Origin of the sequence: Paenibacillus wynnii (assembly GCF_030812855.1) — a bacterium.
Classification (GTDB): Bacteria; Bacillota; Bacilli; order Paenibacillales; family Paenibacillaceae; genus Paenibacillus_AQ; species Paenibacillus_AQ wynnii_A.
On the sequence record NZ_JAUSTK010000012.1, the window covers coordinates 105,127 to 125,043 of the forward strand.

18 protein-coding genes and 1 riboswitch are annotated in these 19,917 nt (G+C 44.3%); of the genes, 17 read left to right on the top strand and 1 reads right to left on the bottom strand.

Annotated features, from left to right (window positions below; genetic code table 11):
* Positions 1–392 precede the first annotated feature (392 nt).
* From J2T20_RS13900 to J2T20_RS13910, 3 genes are all read left to right on the top strand, one after another.
* Positions 393–2,087: a spore germination protein gene (locus J2T20_RS13900; RefSeq protein ID WP_373457801.1), complete on the top strand. Its 1,695-nt coding sequence runs from the start codon at positions 393–395 to the stop codon at positions 2,085–2,087.
* Positions 2,088–2,200: 113 nt separating this feature from the next.
* Entirely contained in the window at positions 2,201–3,532 is a 1,332-nt protein-coding gene (lysA, locus tag J2T20_RS13905) for a diaminopimelate decarboxylase (protein ID WP_307589257.1), read from the top strand.
* A 200-nt stretch (positions 3,533–3,732) separates the two neighbouring features.
* Entirely contained in the window at positions 3,733–4,164 is a 432-nt protein-coding gene (locus J2T20_RS13910) for a peptidylprolyl isomerase (RefSeq protein ID WP_307589258.1), read from the top strand.
* A gap of 62 nt (positions 4,165–4,226) precedes the next feature.
* Here J2T20_RS13910 and J2T20_RS13915 read toward each other — a convergent pair whose 3' ends face one another.
* A complete protein-coding gene (locus J2T20_RS13915) occupies positions 4,227–4,985 on the bottom strand; it encodes a YwaF family protein (protein WP_307589259.1) in 759 nt (252 codons plus the stop codon).
* 424 nt (positions 4,986–5,409) lie between these two features.
* Here J2T20_RS13915 and J2T20_RS13920 point away from each other — a divergent pair, with 424 nt between their 5' ends.
* The 14 genes from J2T20_RS13920 to J2T20_RS13985 all read left to right on the top strand — a co-directional run.
* Positions 5,410–8,910 carry an LPXTG cell wall anchor domain-containing protein gene (locus J2T20_RS13920; protein WP_307589261.1) on the top strand — a complete coding sequence of 1,167 codons (3,501 nt, stop codon included), beginning with the start codon at positions 5,410–5,412 and terminating at the stop codon, positions 8,908–8,910.
* 179 nt (positions 8,911–9,089) lie between these two features.
* Positions 9,090–9,485, top strand: coding sequence for a large conductance mechanosensitive channel protein MscL (gene mscL, locus J2T20_RS13925; RefSeq protein ID WP_307589262.1), 396 nt, complete (start codon positions 9,090–9,092; stop codon positions 9,483–9,485).
* Between the two features lie 125 nt (positions 9,486–9,610).
* A riboswitch (FMN riboswitch) is annotated at positions 9,611–9,785 on the top strand.
* 221 nt (positions 9,786–10,006) lie between these two features.
* Entirely contained in the window at positions 10,007–11,140 is a 1,134-nt protein-coding gene (gene ribD, locus J2T20_RS13930; RefSeq protein WP_307589264.1) for a bifunctional diaminohydroxyphosphoribosylaminopyrimidine deaminase/5-amino-6-(5-phosphoribosylamino)uracil reductase RibD, read from the top strand.
* A gap of 19 nt (positions 11,141–11,159) precedes the next feature.
* Entirely contained in the window at positions 11,160–11,825 is a 666-nt protein-coding gene (locus J2T20_RS13935) for a riboflavin synthase (protein ID WP_307589265.1), read from the top strand.
* A gap of 47 nt (positions 11,826–11,872) precedes the next feature.
* Complete coding sequence (locus J2T20_RS13940; RefSeq protein ID WP_307589266.1) at positions 11,873–13,117, top strand: bifunctional 3,4-dihydroxy-2-butanone-4-phosphate synthase/GTP cyclohydrolase II; 1,245 nt, start codon at positions 11,873–11,875, stop codon at positions 13,115–13,117.
* 43 nt (positions 13,118–13,160) lie between these two features.
* A complete protein-coding gene (gene ribH, locus J2T20_RS13945) occupies positions 13,161–13,628 on the top strand; it encodes a 6,7-dimethyl-8-ribityllumazine synthase (RefSeq protein ID WP_036657311.1) in 468 nt (155 codons plus the stop codon).
* A 137-nt stretch (positions 13,629–13,765) separates the two neighbouring features.
* On the top strand, positions 13,766–14,557 hold the full coding sequence (locus J2T20_RS13950; RefSeq protein ID WP_307589270.1) for a segregation and condensation protein A: 792 nt from the start codon (positions 13,766–13,768) through the stop codon (positions 14,555–14,557).
* Positions 14,526–15,131, top strand: coding sequence for an SMC-Scp complex subunit ScpB (gene scpB / locus J2T20_RS13955; protein WP_307589271.1), 606 nt, complete (start codon positions 14,526–14,528; stop codon positions 15,129–15,131). Before J2T20_RS13950 ends, scpB begins: the two co-directional genes overlap by 32 nt.
* A 237-nt stretch (positions 15,132–15,368) precedes the next feature.
* On the top strand, positions 15,369–16,079 hold the full coding sequence (locus tag J2T20_RS13960; protein ID WP_307589273.1) for a DUF2953 domain-containing protein: 711 nt from the start codon (positions 15,369–15,371) through the stop codon (positions 16,077–16,079).
* A gap of 97 nt (positions 16,080–16,176) precedes the next feature.
* On the top strand, positions 16,177–16,761 hold the full coding sequence (gene ytfJ, locus J2T20_RS13965) for a GerW family sporulation protein (RefSeq protein WP_307589275.1): 585 nt from the start codon (positions 16,177–16,179) through the stop codon (positions 16,759–16,761).
* Positions 16,762–16,963: 202 nt separating this feature from the next.
* Positions 16,964–18,181, top strand: coding sequence for a D-alanyl-D-alanine carboxypeptidase family protein (locus J2T20_RS13970; protein WP_307589277.1), 1,218 nt, complete (start codon positions 16,964–16,966; stop codon positions 18,179–18,181).
* Positions 18,174–18,839, top strand: a complete 666-nt coding sequence (locus J2T20_RS13975) for a nucleoside recognition domain-containing protein (protein WP_307589279.1) — start codon at positions 18,174–18,176, stop codon at positions 18,837–18,839. The genes J2T20_RS13970 and J2T20_RS13975 overlap by 8 nt, the downstream gene beginning before the upstream one ends.
* 7 nt (positions 18,840–18,846) lie before the next feature.
* Complete coding sequence (locus tag J2T20_RS13980; protein WP_307589281.1) at positions 18,847–19,380, top strand: spore maturation protein; 534 nt, start codon at positions 18,847–18,849, stop codon at positions 19,378–19,380.
* Positions 19,381–19,722: 342 nt separating this feature from the next.
* Positions 19,723–19,917 (top strand): hypothetical protein (locus J2T20_RS13985; RefSeq protein ID WP_307589283.1); only part of this gene is annotated, 195 nt, incomplete at its 3' end.

A 19,917-nucleotide genomic window follows, 5' to 3' on the forward strand; every position in this document is an offset into this window, starting at 1 on the left:
ATATAGAGCAGGATAGGAGACCAAGTCAAGAGGATAAGAGTCCTAAACAAGAGGTGAGGGATCAAGGAAATCAGGATACTGAAGCTTCGGATGAAATCGGTGAATCTAAACAAGAACCAGAACCGAAACAAGAGCGAGAACCGGAACCGGAACCAATAGCAGTCGCATTAGCAGTCCCACTAGCAGTCCCACTAGCAGTTCCACTAGCAGTTCCATTATCTGAAAAGAATGAAGAACTGCCTTCAGAAAATTCAGGGGACCCGGATGACGAAGATCAAGCAGAAAGCCCGGAACCCGAGGAAGAGAAAAAAAACAACAATCAGGATGCAGAGGCTTCAGACGAATTGGGCCATGATGAGCAGGAGACTCCTCAAAAAGGGTTCTTCGCGAGACTGTTTGGTTTAAATTCAGACTGGGATGAAGACTCTGATGAAGACCCTGATGATGAAGAGCTTGATGAACCAGAACAGAAACGGGAACCCCAGCACCTATCATCTAAAAAGCTGAAGAAAACCAAAGAATCCAAAAAGGCTGTAGAACCTTTGCAAATGAAATACAATAATGAGCAATCTGATTCACTCAAGGAATCAATTATGTATTGGCAGGGAAATGACGAAATTCCAACTACTCTAGATGGAACTAAAAAGATATTAACCGAAGTAATGGGTCTTGGGGCATCCTTTGATATTGCATTCAGAGAAATGTCATTTGGAGGCCAGGAGGCAGCACTGGTCTGTATAACCGGATTTACAAATGATGCGATTTTGGACCAGATTCTGAAACGACTGACTTACCTAACTCCCCTTGATGTTACCACTGACGTACTAGCAAGTTTTATAGGCGAATATATCCCTCACTTACAGGTTGAAAAGGGTAAGCTTTTAAGTGAGAGTGTGAATAAGATTCTTAAGGGTATGAGCGCGATCTTCGTAGAAGGAGAGTCTCAAGTCATCCTGATGGATGTCCGATCATATCCTATGCGGAGCCCATCTGAACCCACAATTGAACGGGTTGTCCGCGGCGCCCGTGATGGTTTTACGGAGACATTGCTAAGTAACGTCTCATTGGTTAGAAGACGGATACGTGATCCGGGGCTGAAGTATGAGCTCCATTCCGTTGGACGTCGGACGCGAACCGATGTCTGCGTAGCCTACATTGATGATATAGCAGATATTGTACAGGTAAAGGCCGTGATTGATAAAATAAAAACGGTTGATATCGATGGCATTCCTCTGGCTGATAAACAATTGGAGGAGGCGATCATGGGAGGCGGTTGGAATCCCTATCCTCTGGTTCGTTATTCCGAGCGGCCGGATGTAGTGGCTTCCCATTTGCTTGAGGGGCGTATCGTTCTTTTTGTGGATACCTCTCCGAGTGTTATAGTACTTCCGACAACATTTTTTGATCTCTGCCAGCATGCTGAGGAAAACCGTCAGACCCCTTTTATAGGTTCCTATTTACGGTGGGTCCGTTTTATTGGTGTTTTCTCATCGATGTTCCTGCTGCCGTTGTGGATGCTGCTTGTGCTTCATCCTGAGCTCAAACCGGCTGCACTTGAGTTTATAGGTCCGCAAAAGATGGCCAGAATTCCATTGCTCGCACAATTTCTTTTCGTTGAATTCGGAGTCGATTTGTTACGGATGGCAGCTGTACACACGCCTACACCACTGGGCTCAGCCATGGGTCTGATTGCCGCCATATTGATTGGTGATATTGCTGTCCAGACCGGATTATTTGTGAATGAAGTGGTACTGTATATGGCCGTAGCCGCCATTGGGATGTTCGCAACACCAAGTTATGAACTGGGACTCGCAAACCGTATAGTCAGGCTTGTACTGCTTCTCGCGGTCTCCGCTTTTCAGGTGCCAGGATTCGTAATCGGTTCAACGCTGTTGGTTGTCCTGCTAACACTGAACCGTTCCTATAATTCATCGTATCTATGGCCGTTTATACCCTTTAATGCAAAGGGCATGGGTGCCATCTTACTGCGTAAGCCTGTATTAAGTGCCAAATTAAGGCCGTCTTTCAATAAAACTACTGACAATACGAGGGTCCCGCAATCTGAATCAAACCGGAGACAATCGTAGGAAAATACAAATCAACTGCAAATTAATCCATTCAATGGCGTTCCTTCCCTCTGCTATACTGAATACATTAGACAGATGGAATGGATATTCCACAGAAATTGGAGGACTGCACAATGTTTTTACACGGGACGAGCCGGATTAATGATGCTGGACATCTGGAAATCGGCGGATGTGATGTAACGGAATTGAAGGCGGATTATGGAACTCCGCTATATATTATGGACGAGCAACTGGTCCGGCACCGGTGCCGGGAATATGTAGATGCTTTTACAGCCTCCGGACTTGGCTTTCAGGTGGCTTATGCGAGTAAGGCGTTTTCAGTAATGGCGATGTGCCGTTTGGCGGATGAGGAGGGCCTGTCCCTGGATGTCGTATCGGATGGTGAATTATATACGGCACTGCAAGCAGGGTTCCCCGTTGAGCGTATTCATTTTCACGGGAACAACAAGACACCTGATGAGATCGAAATGGCAATTGATGCAGGGATCGGCTGCTTTGTCGTTGACAATTTGGTAGAACTTAGCCTATTGCAAGCTATTGCGGCAGATAAGGGAACAACCGTAAACATTCTGCTGCGGGTAACGCCTGGTGTTGAGGCCCATACACATGAATATATTTCCACAGGGCAGACGGATTCAAAATTCGGTTTCGATATCGGAAACGGCTCGGCCTATGAAGCTGTAAAACAGGCTGAAGCGAAGAGTAACCTGACACTGTTGGGAGTCCACTCCCACATCGGATCGCAAATTTTTGAGACAGAGGGCTTCCAACTTGCGGTTGAGCGCGTAGCAGGTTTTGCTCGAAGCGTCAAAGAAGGATTAAATGTAGAGCTTCGTGTAGTCAATCTGGGGGGCGGCTTTGGAATCCGTTATATTGAAGGAGATACTCCTCTTCAAGTGTCCGAATATGTGGCAGCGATCACGGATGCTGTTAAGACTCATTTTGCCGGAATAAATAGTTCTCTGCCGGAAATCTGGGTGGAGCCAGGCCGCAGTATCGTGGGAGATGCAGGAACTACTCTTTACACCGTAGGAACCCATAAGAACATTCCAGGCGTACGCAAATACGTCGCTGTAGATGGGGGAATGACGGATAACCCTCGTCCGGCACTGTATGAGTCGAAATACGAAGCGATACTTGCTAACCGTGCCAACGATGCAGCTACTGAGAAGGTATCCATTGCCGGCAAATGCTGTGAGAGTGGTGACATGCTCATTTGGGATCTGGATCTTCCTGAGGCAGAAAGCGGTGATTTACTTGCAGTTGCTTGTACTGGAGCCTATAACTACTCTATGGCGAGCAATTATAACCGTATTCGCCGCCCGGCGGTAGTGTTCGTGCAGAACGGCCGGAGTGATCTTGTAGTACGCCGGGAGAGCCACAGTGATATCGTTGCTAATGATATTGTTCCAGAGCGTATCGCGAAGCAAGCAATCCTCAAGTAATCCACTGTTGAAATAGAGTCTATAGTCCAATCGAACCACAGAAAGACTGCTTACCTTTGGGGTGGCAGTCTTTCTTTCATTTGGGGTTTGCGGAAATTATGAACAACATTTTTCTTGCCTTTTTTTGCTTAGCAGCGAATTTCATAGTAAACTAATAAAAGTGTCTAACATTTGTTAATTTCGAAAGGGGTCATTTACATATGGCTAAGCAAGCGAAGATTACATTGGAAAACGGCGGCGTAGTGCTGCTGGATTTGTTCGAACAAGATGCTCCTAACACTGTAGCCAACTTTGAGAAGCTGGCAAACTCCGGTTTCTACAACGGTTTGGTATTCCACCGCGTAATTCCGGGCTTTGTTGCACAAGGCGGTTGTCCTACTGGAACAGGTTCCGGTGGACCTGGTTATACGATTAACTGCGAGATCAACCCGAACAAACATGAGCGTGGATCCATTGCAATGGCTCATGCAGGCAAGAACACAGGCGGAAGCCAGTTCTATATTGCCTATGCTCCACAACCGCATCTGGACGGAGTACACACAGTATTCGGTAAAGTTGTTAGCGGTATGGACCAAGTTGATACTTTCAAAGGCCGCGACAAAATGACTTCTGTAGAAGTTTTTGAAGCATAAGAAACAAACACAAATTGTAAATAAAAAAAGCTCGATCCTTAACGGATCGGGCTTTTTTTGTGTTAAGAATGAAAATGCTGGGCTTTTTGATACCTGGTCCTGAACCGATCCGGCACCCAAAAGAACAGTACGTACATCATTAGAAATACGGCGAATGCAAATAGTTCTTCAATCAGTAGGTAATAAGGGTAAGGACCGAAATAATCAAGAAAAGAGTAAGTGTCGGGTTTATGTGACAGGAACATATAATTGGCTCCAAGAACCTGATCGGATCCCCATACAGCTGCAGCAACAGCATTAAGAGAGACCATTGTGAACCCGAGTGATTTCCAGGTAGGTCTAAAGCCTTCCACCCACGTCATATATAAAGACGCTAGTATGATGGCTCCATGGACTATAAAGAACAACAGAAAACGGAAATGCGGAAAAGGATAGACCAGATTTGGCGTAACCAATGCAATGAAGGCCCCGCCGATTCCGGCGAAATAGAGGAAGGAGTAGAGCCAACGACTTCGTGTTATTAACATGACTACCGAGAGCATTAGTGTAATTCCGCACAGCTCCAAGGGTAGCGAATTTGTGGGTTTCCAGACATCCTGTGACAAGTACCATAGTTGGAGTCCCGCCTCACAAAAAATAAGTATAATCACCAACAGCACCCGAAGGCCGTTTCGAAGTCCCCGTGTTGAACGGATCGTAAATCTTGAGAAATAGAGAAAAAGGGCTATTGCAATTAGAAGTAAGAGTGCTAACCAATGAGACATTGAAAACATTATAAAATCATCGGAATGACGGCGGTCGAAAAGTGTCGAAAAGTCCACAGTGGGACAGCCCTCCTAGTATGTATATATTCACGCGAAGACAATGGGTGAATATCGCTAGAAATCAAGGATATTATCCCGATTATTTATTTAATAAAATATGATTCTAAAGGGCTAGTTGAAGGTGATATAAGTATATACGTTTTAAATAAATTGATCAATGTCATATCATTTTGCGAATGTTCATAAAATGAACAAATTATAGCAAGTGACTACATAACTTTGCTGCCTAAGTCGACTGCCCTTAAAAGCATATCAACCTCCTGTAATATAGGGGATTAATGTGTCGTGCAGGTTGAGCAAATTTTGTGATTACATAACCAGCAAACCTATTGTTTATTTTATGAACGAAGCTGTGATGGCCACTTTCCTGATGGTGCGGCAGGGACAAGAGATTTAAAAATATAAATAAGGGGTTGAGTCAATGGTTAAGCGAAGACTAAGCATACTGGTCATTATCGTAATGTTCATCGCACAATACACTTATGGCCTGGGTGTTCCGGCTCAAGTAAAGGCAGAAGGAACCGGGGAGACAACCAGTGTCACTTCAGCAGTGTATGAAATTTCGTCTAACATCGTTACAAGTGTTTCACTCTCAGTTTATGATCCTGACGGTCAGATCGATCCCGGTCCCGTATATGAGCAGGGTTCCAGTGTAACGTTGGATTATACTTGGGCATTGCCCAACGGACATGGTTACCATTCTGGTGATTATTTTACCTTTCAACTCCCGGCCCAGTTTAAACTTTTTAATGATATTCAGGGGTCACTTGAATCCGATGAAGGTACTGTAGGAACCTTTATAATCAATCAGAGTACCCACAAAGTGATCATGACTTTTAATAGCTACATACAAGATCACGATAATGTTCATGGCACACTCAGGATCAATACTAAATTTGATGAGCAGGTTATTAAGGAAAACGTTGAGCAGCAGATTCTATTCCCAATTACTGATGGGGTTCAGACCTTTACATTAATTTTCAAACCGTCAGGTGCGACGATTGATAAAAAGGGACTTCCTCAGGGGTTTAATGCTAAAAAAATCACTTGGACCGTTGATGTGAACAAGAAACTGGATACGGTTGAATCTGCTATGGTAACCGATCCTATCCCGGCGGGTTTATCCTTGGTAGACGTTGGAGCTGACGTTTCGGTGTACCGGTTAAATTTAGCTCTTAACGGCACTGGAACAAAAGGAGATCTGGTTCCACCTACCGATTATTCGGCTGAAGTAACGAACGGAATTCTTAAGGTTTCCTTTAACTCAACTCTTACATCTGCTTATCGGATTGAGTACACCAGTTCTATAACGGATGAAACCAAAAAAAGTTTTGTCAATAAAGCTACTTTTAGCGGGAAGGATCTTGCACCTGTTGACTCTACTGCAACTGTAACGGTGGCTCGTGGTGAGAATTTAAATAAATATGTTACAGGTTACGACTGGGGTAAACAGATCATTTCCTGGGCAATCGACTATAACTATAGTGAGAAGGAAATTGCACAAGGGAATGCTATTTTAACGGATCTGTTCACGAATACTCAGGACTTGGTGGAAGGATCTCTTAAAGTTTATCCGGTAACCTTTGACTCTGCAGGAAATGCCACAAAGGGAACCGTACTGACAGAAGATATAGACTATTCATTGGGAATCGCAGAAGGTGTAGATAAAACCGGCTTTAAGCTGATCTTTGAATCAGATATCTCTTCAGCTTATCACGTAGAATATCAAACCAAATCAGCAGTTCGAATCTTGAACAATACTACGATCACTAATACAGTCTCTAACAGTACGTATAGTGATGATGCAACCCAAGTGATTCGTCCGACTGTCATTTATAAGAATTTGAACGGAGTCAATTACAATACCAAAACAGCAGACTGGAAGATAACGATTAACGGCGATAACTATCCTATGGGAAATGTGGAAGTAACGGATACTTTTCCTGAAGGAGGCCTTAAGTTTATTCCAGGTACTCTTGTAGTACGGGATGGATTGGGTAATTTGGTGAACGCCTCAGAATACGACCTGGATTATATTAATCCGGTTCAACCAAACTACAGTTTCAAAGTAAGCTTTCATTCCATGATTAGAGGTAGTTACACGATTAGTTATTCCGTTGAATTCAATAATGAATGGATTACCACGAATACAGAGCAATTCCACAACACAGCACTAATTAACTGGGTGGATGACTCATTAGTAACGCATTCTGCATCGGCCATGGGTCTATTTGATCCAAGAGATGAAGTGAAGAATAACGGTTTTAAATTCGGATCGTACAATGCGGCGACTAAGGAAATCACTTGGACGGTCGGGGTAAACTATAATGGCAGAACTCTTGATGATGCCAGAGTTTCGGATCTGTTGAAGGCTCCGCAGACTCTGCTTGAGAATTCTATCAAGGTCTTTAAAATGAATATTGCGGTTAATGGCACCCCAACTCAAGGGGATGAAGTTAATTTAACCAACTACTCCGTTGAGACAGTAGCCAATGATACACTGTTAAATGTGAAGTTGGGTTCCATTAATTCGGCATACTATGTTGTCTTTAAAACAAGTCTTGAAGGTAAGCTGACAAGTTCTAAGGTAGAAAATAAAGCCAACCTATATGATGGCCAAAACTTAAAATCTAAGGATTTAAAAGCTACTGTAAACATCCCTTACGGCGGTGAGATTGTAGACAAAAACGGCATTCAGGCTGGTGACAAGATTAAATGGACGCTACCTATTAACAGGGGACAGTCATATATCAAAAATGCAGTAATTACGGATACACCTAGTTCTAATCAAAAGCTTATTCTGAATTCCTTCCATTTGTATCCAACTACAGTAGGTTCTAATGGAATACCTGTTATGTCCACAACCGAACTGGTTAGAGGAACAGATAAAGATTATACATTGGACTTTTTTACAGATGCTTCGGGTAAACAAACTTTTGTTCTAAAGTTTAATAAGGATATCAAGACTCCGTATATCTTGTTATACCAATCCTTAATTGCTGCTAACCATGGCGAAAGAGTTACTAATACCGCCAAATTAACAGGAGATAATGTAACATTGGTCAGCAGAGAAATCACAAAACTAATGATTGTCGGAGTTTCCAGCGGTTCTGGAACCGGTAGTGGAGAAAGAAGTACATTAACGGTTAAGAAGGTTGATTCTGAGAATAGTACTGTGGTTCTTAGCGGGGCGGTATTTAATCTTTACCGCATCTCGAACGCAGAACGTATTCTTATTGATACCCAGACCACGCAACCGAATGGCACTGCCGTATTTAGCAGCATCCTGTCAGGAAATTATATTCTAAAAGAAATGACAGCTCCTGATGGTTATATACTTGATTCGCAGGAACGGGCAGTGACTCTTAGTCCGGGAGCAAATGTTGTGTTGACAGTTACGAATAAGAAGCCGGTTGTTGTTCCGACGCCGACACCAACGACAGTAACGGCTTCGCCAACGCCGACATCAACGACAGAAACAGCTTCACCAACGCCGACATCAACGACAGAAACGGCTTCACCAACGCCGACATCAACGACAGAAACGGCTTCACCAACGCCGACATCAACGACAGAAACGGCTTCACCAACGCCGACGACTTCCACCATTCCTGGTGAAATTGTAATCGTCGAATCGGCGGTGCCTGCCGGACCGGGTGTTGTTCAAACGACTCAACCTACATCATCGCCTGTAGTTCAGGAGGTGCCTGATGACAATGTTCCTGTCGGTGGCATCGATATTGACGAGGATGATGTTCCGAAAGGAACGGTAACGGATCCAAGTGATACAGATCCTGATGTACAGAAGCTCCCTAAAACAGGAGAGGAAAGTTCATTACCGTTGTATCTGATGGGTATGGGCTTGATCGTTGCAGGTTATGTTCTGAATCGGGTCTTTAAAAGAGGGAAAAGATCAGAATAATACTTACAATAGTTAGAAATTATTTCCATATAGTGGCACCTGGAGGAAACTCCGGGTGCCTTTTATGATTTCTATTAGGGCTAAAATAACCGGATGCAAACGACCTGTCCATTTACTAACTATATTAAGGAGTGCCTGAATGGTATAATATAAAAAAATAATCGGTGAGGAGATTTAACATGTGGAAAGAATTTAAGGCTTTTGCTCTGAAAGGTAATGTTCTGGACCTGGCGATTGCAGTTATTATCGGAGCTGCTTTCGGGAAGATAGTCACCTCTCTGGTTAATGATATTATTATGCCAGTATTCAGTCTGCTTTTTGGCGGCATTAATTTGAAGGATATTAATTACACCCGGGGCGATGTGGTTTTGAGTTATGGTGGTTTTTTACAAACGGTGGTAGATTTTTTCATCATCGCATTCTCCATATTCTTGGTAATCAAGTTGGCCGGCAAATTCAAGCGTAAAGAAGTAGAAGTGGTAAAAGTAGTCGAAGCTGCACCTGCACCTGAAGTTGCCTTGCTTACTGAAATTCGTGACTTGTTGCATGCCAATCAAACGAGCGGGTCCAAGTAAGAATTGTTGACGAGAGGAATTTCGGCATTCCAGTTACCTTAATTAAGTAAGTGTAATATTTACACTTGCATTTTAAGAGTGTAAATGTTAATTTAATTTTATTAGTTCTTAAATTGAATATAGGTTTGATCCTTCAGGGCAGGGTGTAATTCCCTACCGGCGGTGATGATACTGCTTATAGACTACAAGTTTAGTCTGCAGTACTTAGTCCGCTACCCGGCTGTTGTTATTGTTAACGCAGGCGGTGGACCCGGTGAAATTCCGGGACCGACAGTATAGTCTGGATGGAAGAAGGAGAGAATGACGCTTGTTTTTTTTTCTGACAAGTGAATTGCAGTTTTTTTTAATGTCATGTGCGTTATTTCACAATACCGTCCTGGACGGCTATTTCCGCACAACTTTATTTAATCTGCCGCCACCTCTCATGCATCCCATCTTTTGCTCTCCCCTGGAGACTTAAGGTGGTTTTTTTATGTGTTTTGTCTCCAATAAAGATGGACAACTGCGGAACGGAGGTAGTTATGGACACGATGAATGACGAGTTTTATATGTCCCTGGCTCTTGATATGGCTGAACGTGCGCAAGGACAAACAGGTATAAACCCTGTTGTTGGCTGCGTAATTGTCAAGAATGGAGCTATGATTGGGCTTGGAACCCATCTACAGAGGGGAAGCGGCCATGCTGAAGTTCATGCACTTAACATGGCGGCAGGACAGGCCGCGGGAAGCACGGCCTATGTGACTTTGGAACCTTGCAGTCACTACGGGAAGACACCTCCTTGCAGCGAACGGTTGATTGCCGAAGGGGTGATCAGAGTCGTTATTGCTTGCGAAGATCCTAATCCGCAGGTTGCTGGAAGAGGCGTTCAAATGCTGCGTGATAAGGGCATTGAAGTGGAGGTCGGTCTGCTACGTGAGCGTGCACTGCGTCTGAATAAGAAATTTGTAAAGTACATTTTGACGAAGCAGCCCTTTGTTACACTCAAGAGTGCCAGTACCCTTGATGGTAAGTTAGCTACAAAAACGGGAGATAGCAAGTGGATCTCTAACAGTGCAGCAAGGGAGATTGTACATACTTTGAGACACCGTCACCAGGGAATTATGGTCGGTGTTAATACGGTAATTGCCGACAATCCCTCACTGACTACAAGAATGGATGTACCGGGAATTAATCCTGTTAGGATCATTATTGATTCCTCCCTGAGGATTCCTCTGGATGCGGCAGTGATAACTGACGGCCTTGCACCCACTATAATAGTAACAACACAGGCAGCCGATACAGTATGTAAGAATGCCTTGGTCGCGGCAGGTGTTCAAGTGTTGATCTGTGGTGAAGGTCCGCGCGTCGACTTGAAGGATGCTATGTTGAAGCTGGGGGAGCTTGAGATCGGCTCGATACTTCTTGAAGGCGGAGGCACCCTTAACGGTTCGATGCTCGAAAGCGGTCTGGTGGATCGTGTAATACTCTTCTTTGCTCCCAAGATTTCAGGAGGAGGGGCAGAAGCGCCGGGAACCTTTATATTCCCCGGTGTGGAGCTGATGAAAGATGCTATCACTCTGCAGGGAGTTGAAGTGGAAACCCTCGGGGATAATGTATGTATTAGTGGGACTCCCGTGCCTAAGGGGAATTCATCTCAAGGGGTAATTGCTCCTTAGATAATATAGGAGGTGCGAAATGTTCACAGGATTGATAGAAGAAGTTGGCGTCCTTCGCGGAGTTTCCACCGGAGGCGAGGTTATGGTTCTCAAAATTGCGGCTTCCGTCATCATGGATGACCTGAAGATCGGTGATAGTGTATCGGTTAACGGTGTCTGTCTTACGGCTACAACCTTGGGCGATCATTATTTTACTGTTGATGTGATGCCTCAAACTTACCGCAACACGAACCTAAAGGAACTGCGAACCGGCAGCAAAATGAATTTAGAACGAGCTATGGCCTCCGGTGGACGATTTGGGGGACATATTGTTCAAGGTCATGCAGACGGTACAGGTGTCATTAAAAGTGTGAGACGTGATCAGAATGCTGTTGTGTTTGAAGTAAGTCCTGATCATAAATCCCTTTTTAAATATATTATTCCTAAAGGATCCATTACGATTGATGGTATTAGTCTGACTGTTGTGAATACTTCAGCTTCTTCCTTCTCAGTATCAATAATCCCGCATACGCTGGGGGAAACCGTGCTTGAGTATAAGCGTGGGGGAGATAGTGTCAATATCGAGTGTGATGTGCTTGGAAAATATGTGGATCATCTGCTCCATTATCGTTCGACTGAGCCTAACGAAGAAGAGAAGGTATCCGGAATTAGCCGTGATTTTCTCGCGGCCAATGGATTTGTGTGATGTAGACGGGCTGGCGAAGCTGATATTACTTTTAGGAGGACAGAATTATGAGTAAGACCATGAAAGAAGATAGTGTGCTGGATCCGATTGAAGAAGCAATCTATGATTTAATGCGGGGTAAAGTGATCATTGTCGTAGATGATGAGGACCGTGAGAATGAAGGGGATTTCATCGCTCTGTCTGAAAAGGCAACACCTGAAGTGATTAACTTTATGATTACCGAGGGTCGTGGATTGGTCTGTCTGCCAATTACGGCGGAACGAGCTGAAGAGCTTGATTTGCAGCCTATGGTAAGTCAAAATACGGATAACCATGGTACAGCCTTTACCGTATCCATTGACCATAAAGATACGACCACCGGAATTTCTGCAGGTGAAAGATCATTGACCATTAAAGCGATTATGGACCCGAATGCTAAGGCATCTGATTTTCGCAGACCTGGCCATATGTTCCCGCTAATTGCAAAAAAAGGCGGTGTTCTGCGCCGGTCCGGTCATACGGAAGCCGCTGTTGATTTGGCCCGTATGTGTGGTGCTTATCCATCGAGTGTAATTTGTGAGATTATTAAGGAAGACGGAACAATGGCCCGTCTGCCGGATCTGGTTGAGATTGCCCGTAAGCATGACCTTAAGCTGATTAGCATCAAAGACCTTATCCATTATCGCAATGAGAAGGAAAAGCTCGTTCATCGGGAAGTTTCAGTACGCATTCCTACGGATTTTGGTGTTTTTCAGACGATTGCATACACCAATGAGGTAGATGATAAAGAGCATGTTGCCTTGGTAAAAGGCGATATTTCCGCTGATGAGCCTGTTCTGGTACGGGTGCACTCTGAATGCCTTACAGGTGATGTATTTCACTCCCACCGCTGCGATTGCGGACCGCAATTTGAGGCCGCTCTGCGCCAGATTGATGAAGCTGGGAAAGGTGTTCTGCTCTATATGCGTCAGGAAGGCAGAGGTATTGGTCTGATCAATAAACTTCGCGCTTATAAACTGCAGGAAGAAGGATTGGATACTGTAGATGCCAACCTTCAGCTTGGATTTCCGGCAGATTTACGTGATTACGGTATCGGAGCCCAAATTCTTAAGGATCTTGGGGTACACCAAATCAGGCTGATGACCAACAACCCGCGCAAGATTAAGGGCTTGGAAGGTTATGGATTAGAAGTTGTTGAACGTGTTCCGATTCAAATGCCGGAGAATGAAGACAACAGCAAGTACCTTCATACAAAGCAAGCCAAGCTGGGCCATTTGCTTACTTTTGACAAGATTGAGCAGAATGAAGCCTAATTTAAAAAACTATAAATTAATCCTGAAAGGTTGATGAATTGTTATGCCGAATTATTTTGAAGGACATTTAGTATCCGAGGGACTTAGATATGGAGTTGTTGTTGGTCGTTTTAATGAATTCATTACAAGTAAATTGCTGTCTGGTGCTTTAGATGCATTTAAACGCCATGGCGCTAAGGATGAAGAAGTGGATGTTGCTTGGGTACCAGGAGTATTTGAAATCCCTCTGATTGCTCAAAAAATGGCTGAAAGCGGCAAGTATGATGCTGTTATAACACTTGGAACCGTTATTCGCGGATCCACTACGCATTATGATTATGTGTGCAACGAAGTAGCTAAGGGTGTAGCTGCTATTAATCTCAAAACCGGTGTTCCAACGATTTTCGGTGTGGTTACAACCGAGAATATTGAGCAAGCTATTGAGCGCTCCGGGACCAAAGCGGGCAACAAAGGCTGGGACGCTGCTAATGCTGCGATCGAAATGGCTAACCTGAACAAAATGTTCAAGTAAGACTGCTATTGACGAATGTCCATAAATCGTGCTTATTTATATGTATAAGAAGAAAGCATGGATTATAAGATCCTTTCTACTTGTGTAGCGTCCTTTGCGGCGCTGCACTTTACTTTTTTTTGGCAGGAGGTTGACTCGTGACTGTATTGTACAAGCTGGAGACGTTTGAGGGTCCGCTGGATTTGCTTTTGCATTTGATCGATAAGGCGGAAATTGACATCCAGGACATTCCGGTCAGTGAGATCACCGAACAGTACATGGAATATTTGCGGGGTATGCAAGAGCTTGAGCTGGATATTACGAGTGAGTTTCTGGTTATGGCTGCTACATTGCTTTCAATTAAGAGCAAGATCCTGCTTCCCAAACCGCCGGTGATCGAGTTTGACGATTTCGAGTATTACGAAGATGACGGCTTCGATCCTCGTGCGGAATTGGTGCAGAGGCTGATTGAGTATCGTAAATTTAAAAGTATTGCCCTCCAGCTATTGGATATGGAAAGTGAGCGGAGTCTGATTTTCACGAAGGAACCTGAGGATTTGGCGCCTTTTGTTCCGACCCAAATTGATAATACCCTCAAAGGTTTGCATACAGCTGATTTGATAGCCGCTTTCCGTAAAGCACTAAGCAAGGCCGCAAAACGTACCTCTTATCAACGAATTACCAGAGATGAGATCTCTGTTAAAGACCGGATTCGTGATGTATCTGATGCATTGCAGCGAAGTGGGAAAGGCGGCAAGCTGCGCTTTTCGGCGCTTCTTCATGATGAAATGGCCCGTCATGAGATTGTGGTGACCTTTCTAGCGATACTTGAACTTATGAAAATGAAAGCGATATGGTGCTATCAGGAGAAACTGTTTGACGATATCGTAATGGAGTGGAGAGGAGGAGAACACTTCAATGGATTACAAGAGTCTGAAGTCGATTATTGAAGGATTATTGTTTCTGTCGGGGGACGAAGGTCTTTCGATCCGACAAATAGCAGAAATTACAGAGCAGCGTAACGATCTAGTGTCTCGTGCGCTTGAAGATTTGAAAGAGGAATATGTCAACCAGAAGAGGGGACTTCAGGTCGTGCAGATCGCGGGGAATTATCGGCTTGCCACTTTGCCGGACCATGCCCCCTACTTCGAGCGACTTGCCTATTCCCCTTCTAGAGCTTCCTTGTCACAGGCTGCATTGGAAACCTTGGCTATTGTCGCCTATCGTCAGCCAATCACACGGGTGGAGATTGAGGAAATCCGCGGAGTTAAGTCTGAGCGTGCTATCCATACGTTGAATAATAAAGATCTGATACATGAGGTTGGACGTGCAGAGGCTGTAGGGCGTCCCATTTTGTATGGAACGACCAAAACTTTCCTGGAAAGCTTTGGGCTTGCCACTCTTAGTGAATTACCAGAACCGTCAAGCACAGATCATTCTGACAGCCTGGAAGAAGAGACTCAGCTTTTATTCAGTAAGCTGGACAGTCAGCAATTGACGATTGATGAAATTGAGCAGAAGTAGGGCGACCATACAGTAAATTACAGTACATTTCGCCATAAACAGGTATTTAATTCAAAAGGCAGTTCAGGTTAATTTTCCTGAACTGCCTTTTTTTATGGTAAATGGGCATAATATTTCTAAGTCTAATAAATCTATTTAATAATTTAGACTTTTTAACCCAATTTAAGGAATGATTTGCGGAATATCTTGCCATACTAAACCAAAGGTTCCCAATACTGGTTACTTGGAGGTTAACACGTGACGTTATGGCTCGCAATACCCCTCGCATTGCTACTTGTGGCTATCGTTCTGCTGTTGTCTTCTTCTATTGTTTTTCATTTTCGGCTGCGAAAGCGTGGCAAGGATGACCGTGTGGAAATAGACATTTCTTTGCTATATGGATTAGTTAAGCTTCACTACGAGCTGCCCTACTTTATATTTGAGGGTATAAAACGCGGAGTAAGTGTCAAGCTAGAACAGAGCGGAGTTATGCCTGCCGTAGAGAAGCAGAGCGAAGAAGAGGGACAGATTGATAAGGAAGTCGTGGATAAATGGGTTGATAAGTTTAAAAAGGCATTAAGAGCGACTAAGGGACTGAAAAAATGGGTTAAGGATACGATGTCCCATGTGAAAATCACTCAATTTGACTGGTCTACTGATTTCTCATTGGGAGATGCTGCAGTCACGGCAACAACGGCTGGTGCAATATGGGGATTGAAGTGGAGCATGATTGGCTGGGGCTCCCAGTGGGTTCAATTGAAAAAGCGTCCTAGGACGTTTGTTGTACCTGTATTTGGAGAAGATAAAATAACCTTCTCCACAGAGCTGGCTTGCGCTGGAAGACTTTCAATGGCCTATGGAATGTATGCCGGTATTATGCTTCTTTTCCGTGCGTACAAAGCCGAAAGAGGATTGCGACAATGGAAAGAGTTAATTCGCAAAAATAATAAAGATCAAAGAGAATTATAAAACTTGAGGGCTCGCCCTTACATACTAAGGTGCGTTTGTGGGGATGATATACGCTGTGGAAGAAGAGTATTCATTAAAGCTAAAGGAGGATAACAATATGAATGAACATCCCATTCAAGGTCTGATGCAGACCGCGATGGAAAACATCAAAGGCATGGTCGACGTGAACACTATCGTTGGCGATCCTGTTGAAACTCCGGACGGAAGCGTCATCCTGCCAATCAGTAAGGTGGCATTTGGTTTTGCTGCCGGAGGTAGTGATTTCCGTGTCGAAGAAGATGAAAAGATCAACGGTGCTGCTGCAGGAAGCTCTGCGGGAGCAGCTAGTGTTAAAATGCTTCCATTTGGTGGTGGTAGTGGTGGCGGGGTTTCCATTCGTCCAATTGCTTTTCTTGTAGTGGGTAAAGAGGGCGTGCATATTGTACCACTTGACAATCAAACTCATTTATTTGAGAAGATTATCGACGCAACTCCTGGTTTGATCGATAAGTTTCAAACGATGTTCCAAGGCTCTGGCCAAGGAGCGATGCCACAATCTCAAATGCCACAATCTCAAACGCCACAATCACAAATGCCACCAACGCAGCCTAATTCAACGCCGCCGACACAACCACTCAATCAAACCGTGGTTAAAGGTGAAACGATAACAATTAATGAAGCGTCTGATAATAAGAAACACTAGTAACAGACATTACGAATCCTCTCAAGGGTTTCTGTTCAAGTTGATGATTCGGGGACACATGCCTCTACAGGGGCGGTGTCTCTTTTTTTTTGTGAACCCGGTTTGAAGGAGAAGGACATACCGTCTGCTCGTAGTGCATACACTTGTACAACACAAAGTGGAAATTTTGGTGCTATCCCAAGAACTGATAAAAAGCCGGAGGATGAACATGAAGACAAAAAAACGTAAACGGATCTTTTCTTTATTGTTGTGTATGCTGCTGTTCCTTCTGTTGCCAATGACGTCTCTTCGGGCAGAAAACAGCTCTATTAATACGCATGCAAGGGCGGCAGCACTTATTGATGTAGAATCCGGTCGTGTTCTATATAGCAGCCGGGGGGATGAATCCATGCCCATGGCTAGCCTAACCAAAATTATGACGGCTATCGTTGCTATTGAGAACGGTGATCTGCATGGTGTTGTAAAGGTAGGTAAAAACGCCTATGCAAAAGAGGGATCATCTCTTTATTTGAAGCTGGGCGAGGAAATGACTCTTGAAACGATGCTGTATGGTCTTATGCTTCGCTCCGGTAATGATGCAGCTTCCGCCATAGCCGAGCACGTAGGAGGATCGGAAGAAGGCTTTGTATTTATGATGAATGCCAAAGCAGAGCTGCTTCAACTTAAAAACACTCATTTCGCTAATCCTCATGGTCTGGATGCTAAGGATCACTATTCTAGTGCAAATGACTTAGCCGTTCTGACTGCTTATGCATTACATAATCCTGTTTTCAAAGAAATCGTAAAGACAGAAGAAAAGACAGCTGATAATCCCTATGAGAAATGGGACTACAAATGGAGAAATAAAAATAAAATGCTGCGTCTTTATGATGGGGCAGACGGAGTCAAGACAGGGTATACGAAAATAGCTCTGCGCTGCCTGGTTAGTTCTGCAACTCGAAATGGACAGCAGCTCGTCGCGGTTACACTTAATGATGGAGATGATTGGAATGACCATACCTCACTTCTTAATTTTGGATTTAATCACTATCCGCTCAAAACATTAATCAAGCGTGGGGATAAAGTAAGCGGTTATGATCTGTTTACATCCAAAGACTTCAATTATCCGCTGGGAAAAGGAGAACAAGAACGTCTTGTCACTAAAATGATTCTTTATTCAGAGTCGAAATCAGGCAAAAGTAAACTTCGCCCGGTAGACTTTGGTTTGCAGGGGGTTCTACAGTTGCAGCTTGGAGGTAAAGAGATTGGAAGGATCCCTTTATACGCTCCAGATAGATTGCCACCTAAAGCGCCTGTATACAACAAGAAACTCAGCGTCGAGCCAACGGCTACCTACCCGTCGAATACTTGGTTACAGGCGGCTGTAAGTACGCTGAGAGCTTTATTTCAAGCCGGTGGGAGGGAGACCTACCATGATTAATCTAATTTGGTTGGCTATGATTGTGATCGGTTTCCTGTTTGCTGCAGTCAATGGTCGAATGGATGAGCTAACCGCGGCCGTGTTTGACGGGGCTAAAAATGGTGTAACTGTAAGCTTTGGATTAATTAGCGTGTTGGTATTCTGGCTTGGGATCATGCGGATTGCGGAAGATGCGGGTTTACTTCAGAAAATAGCCAAACTTCTGGGTCCGGTTGTCGCTTTTCTCTTCCCGGATGTCCCGCGGGGGCATCCCGCCATTGGGTACATCCTTTCTAATATGAGTGCCAATTTGCTGGGTCTCGGAAATGCAGCGACACCCATGGGGATAAAAGCAATGCAAGAATTACAGACTCTCAATCCTAACAAAGATACGGCCACACCTGCCATGTGTACACTATTGGCTCTAAATACGGCAAGCATAACCCTTATTCCTGCAACACTTATAGCGATTAGGCTGACCTATGGTTCAACTGATCCTGCGGGAATCGTTGGCACCACGCTTGCAGCGACAGCTGTAGCTACGCTTGCGGCGATTGCTGCTGACAGGTTGAGCCGACGTCTGGCTCTGCTTCGCAGGCCGCCGGAACCGCCGACAGCGGGTCCTGAGGACTCCGCTCGCAGGACAGGGCCTTTCTCCTATCCTTCTGCGAAAGGGTGAGCCACCTATGCTTCAACTAATCAGCCTCATATCGTCATGGGCTATACCTGTCATGATAACGTTTATTCCCTTATATGCTTACACACGTAAAGTACCTGTCTATGAGTCTTTTGTAGAAGGAGCTAAGGATGGATTCAGTACGGCTATAGCCATCATTCCACATTTGGTTGGTATGATGGTGGCGATAAGTGTCTTTCGCGCTTCTGGAGCACTTGATTATTTCATGGGGTTTATAGCCCCCTTGCTTCAGGGCTTTGGTGTTCCTGCCGAAGTTCTTCCTCTTGGGTTGCTGCGCCCTCTTACAGGTACAGGCTCCCTTGCCTATACTACCGAACTGATACGTACCCACGGTCCTGACTCTCTGATTGGTCTAATCGCTTCAACCATACAAGGCAGTACCGACACCACCCTCTATGTCCTCACCGTATATTTCGGAGCCGTAGGTATCCGTAACGGCCGCTACGCCCTCAAGGTCGGTTTATTCTCCGATATTGTCGGCTTTATAGCCGCCATCGTGATTTGTATGATTGCTTTTGGTTAAGCTGCACTTGAGCTTTGCACTTATACACTCGTAGCAGTTAATCTTTTATGTTATATCCCTTTGTCTTTTTATCTTATTGTCTCTTTATCTTTTTATCTTTTTATCTTTTTATCTTTTTGGCCTTAATTATGTTTTTATTTTGAGTAAGTTTCATAAACAATTTTCACCAGATAAAACCGTATAAACATCTGTTCCTGTGGGTGGTTTGTGTAAAAACCTGATGATTTCTTAACATTATCCGTTGTTGATTACAATTTTAATTTTAATGTGGAATTATTCGCATTATAAAACTGACTCCTTTACACAGAATTTCGAGCGCAAAGGTGCCTAGGAGCAGTGTTGTTGTACTTAGTGCAGGATTTCGGCGCAGACGTTGCTTCAGGAGCGGAATTGTTGTACTTTATGCAGGATTTCGAGCGCAAAGGATGCCTAGGGAGCCGTATTGTTGTACTTAGTGCAGGATTTCGGCGCAGACGTTGCTTCAGGAGCGGAATTGTTGTACTTTATGCAGGATTTCGAGCGCAAAGGATGCCTAGG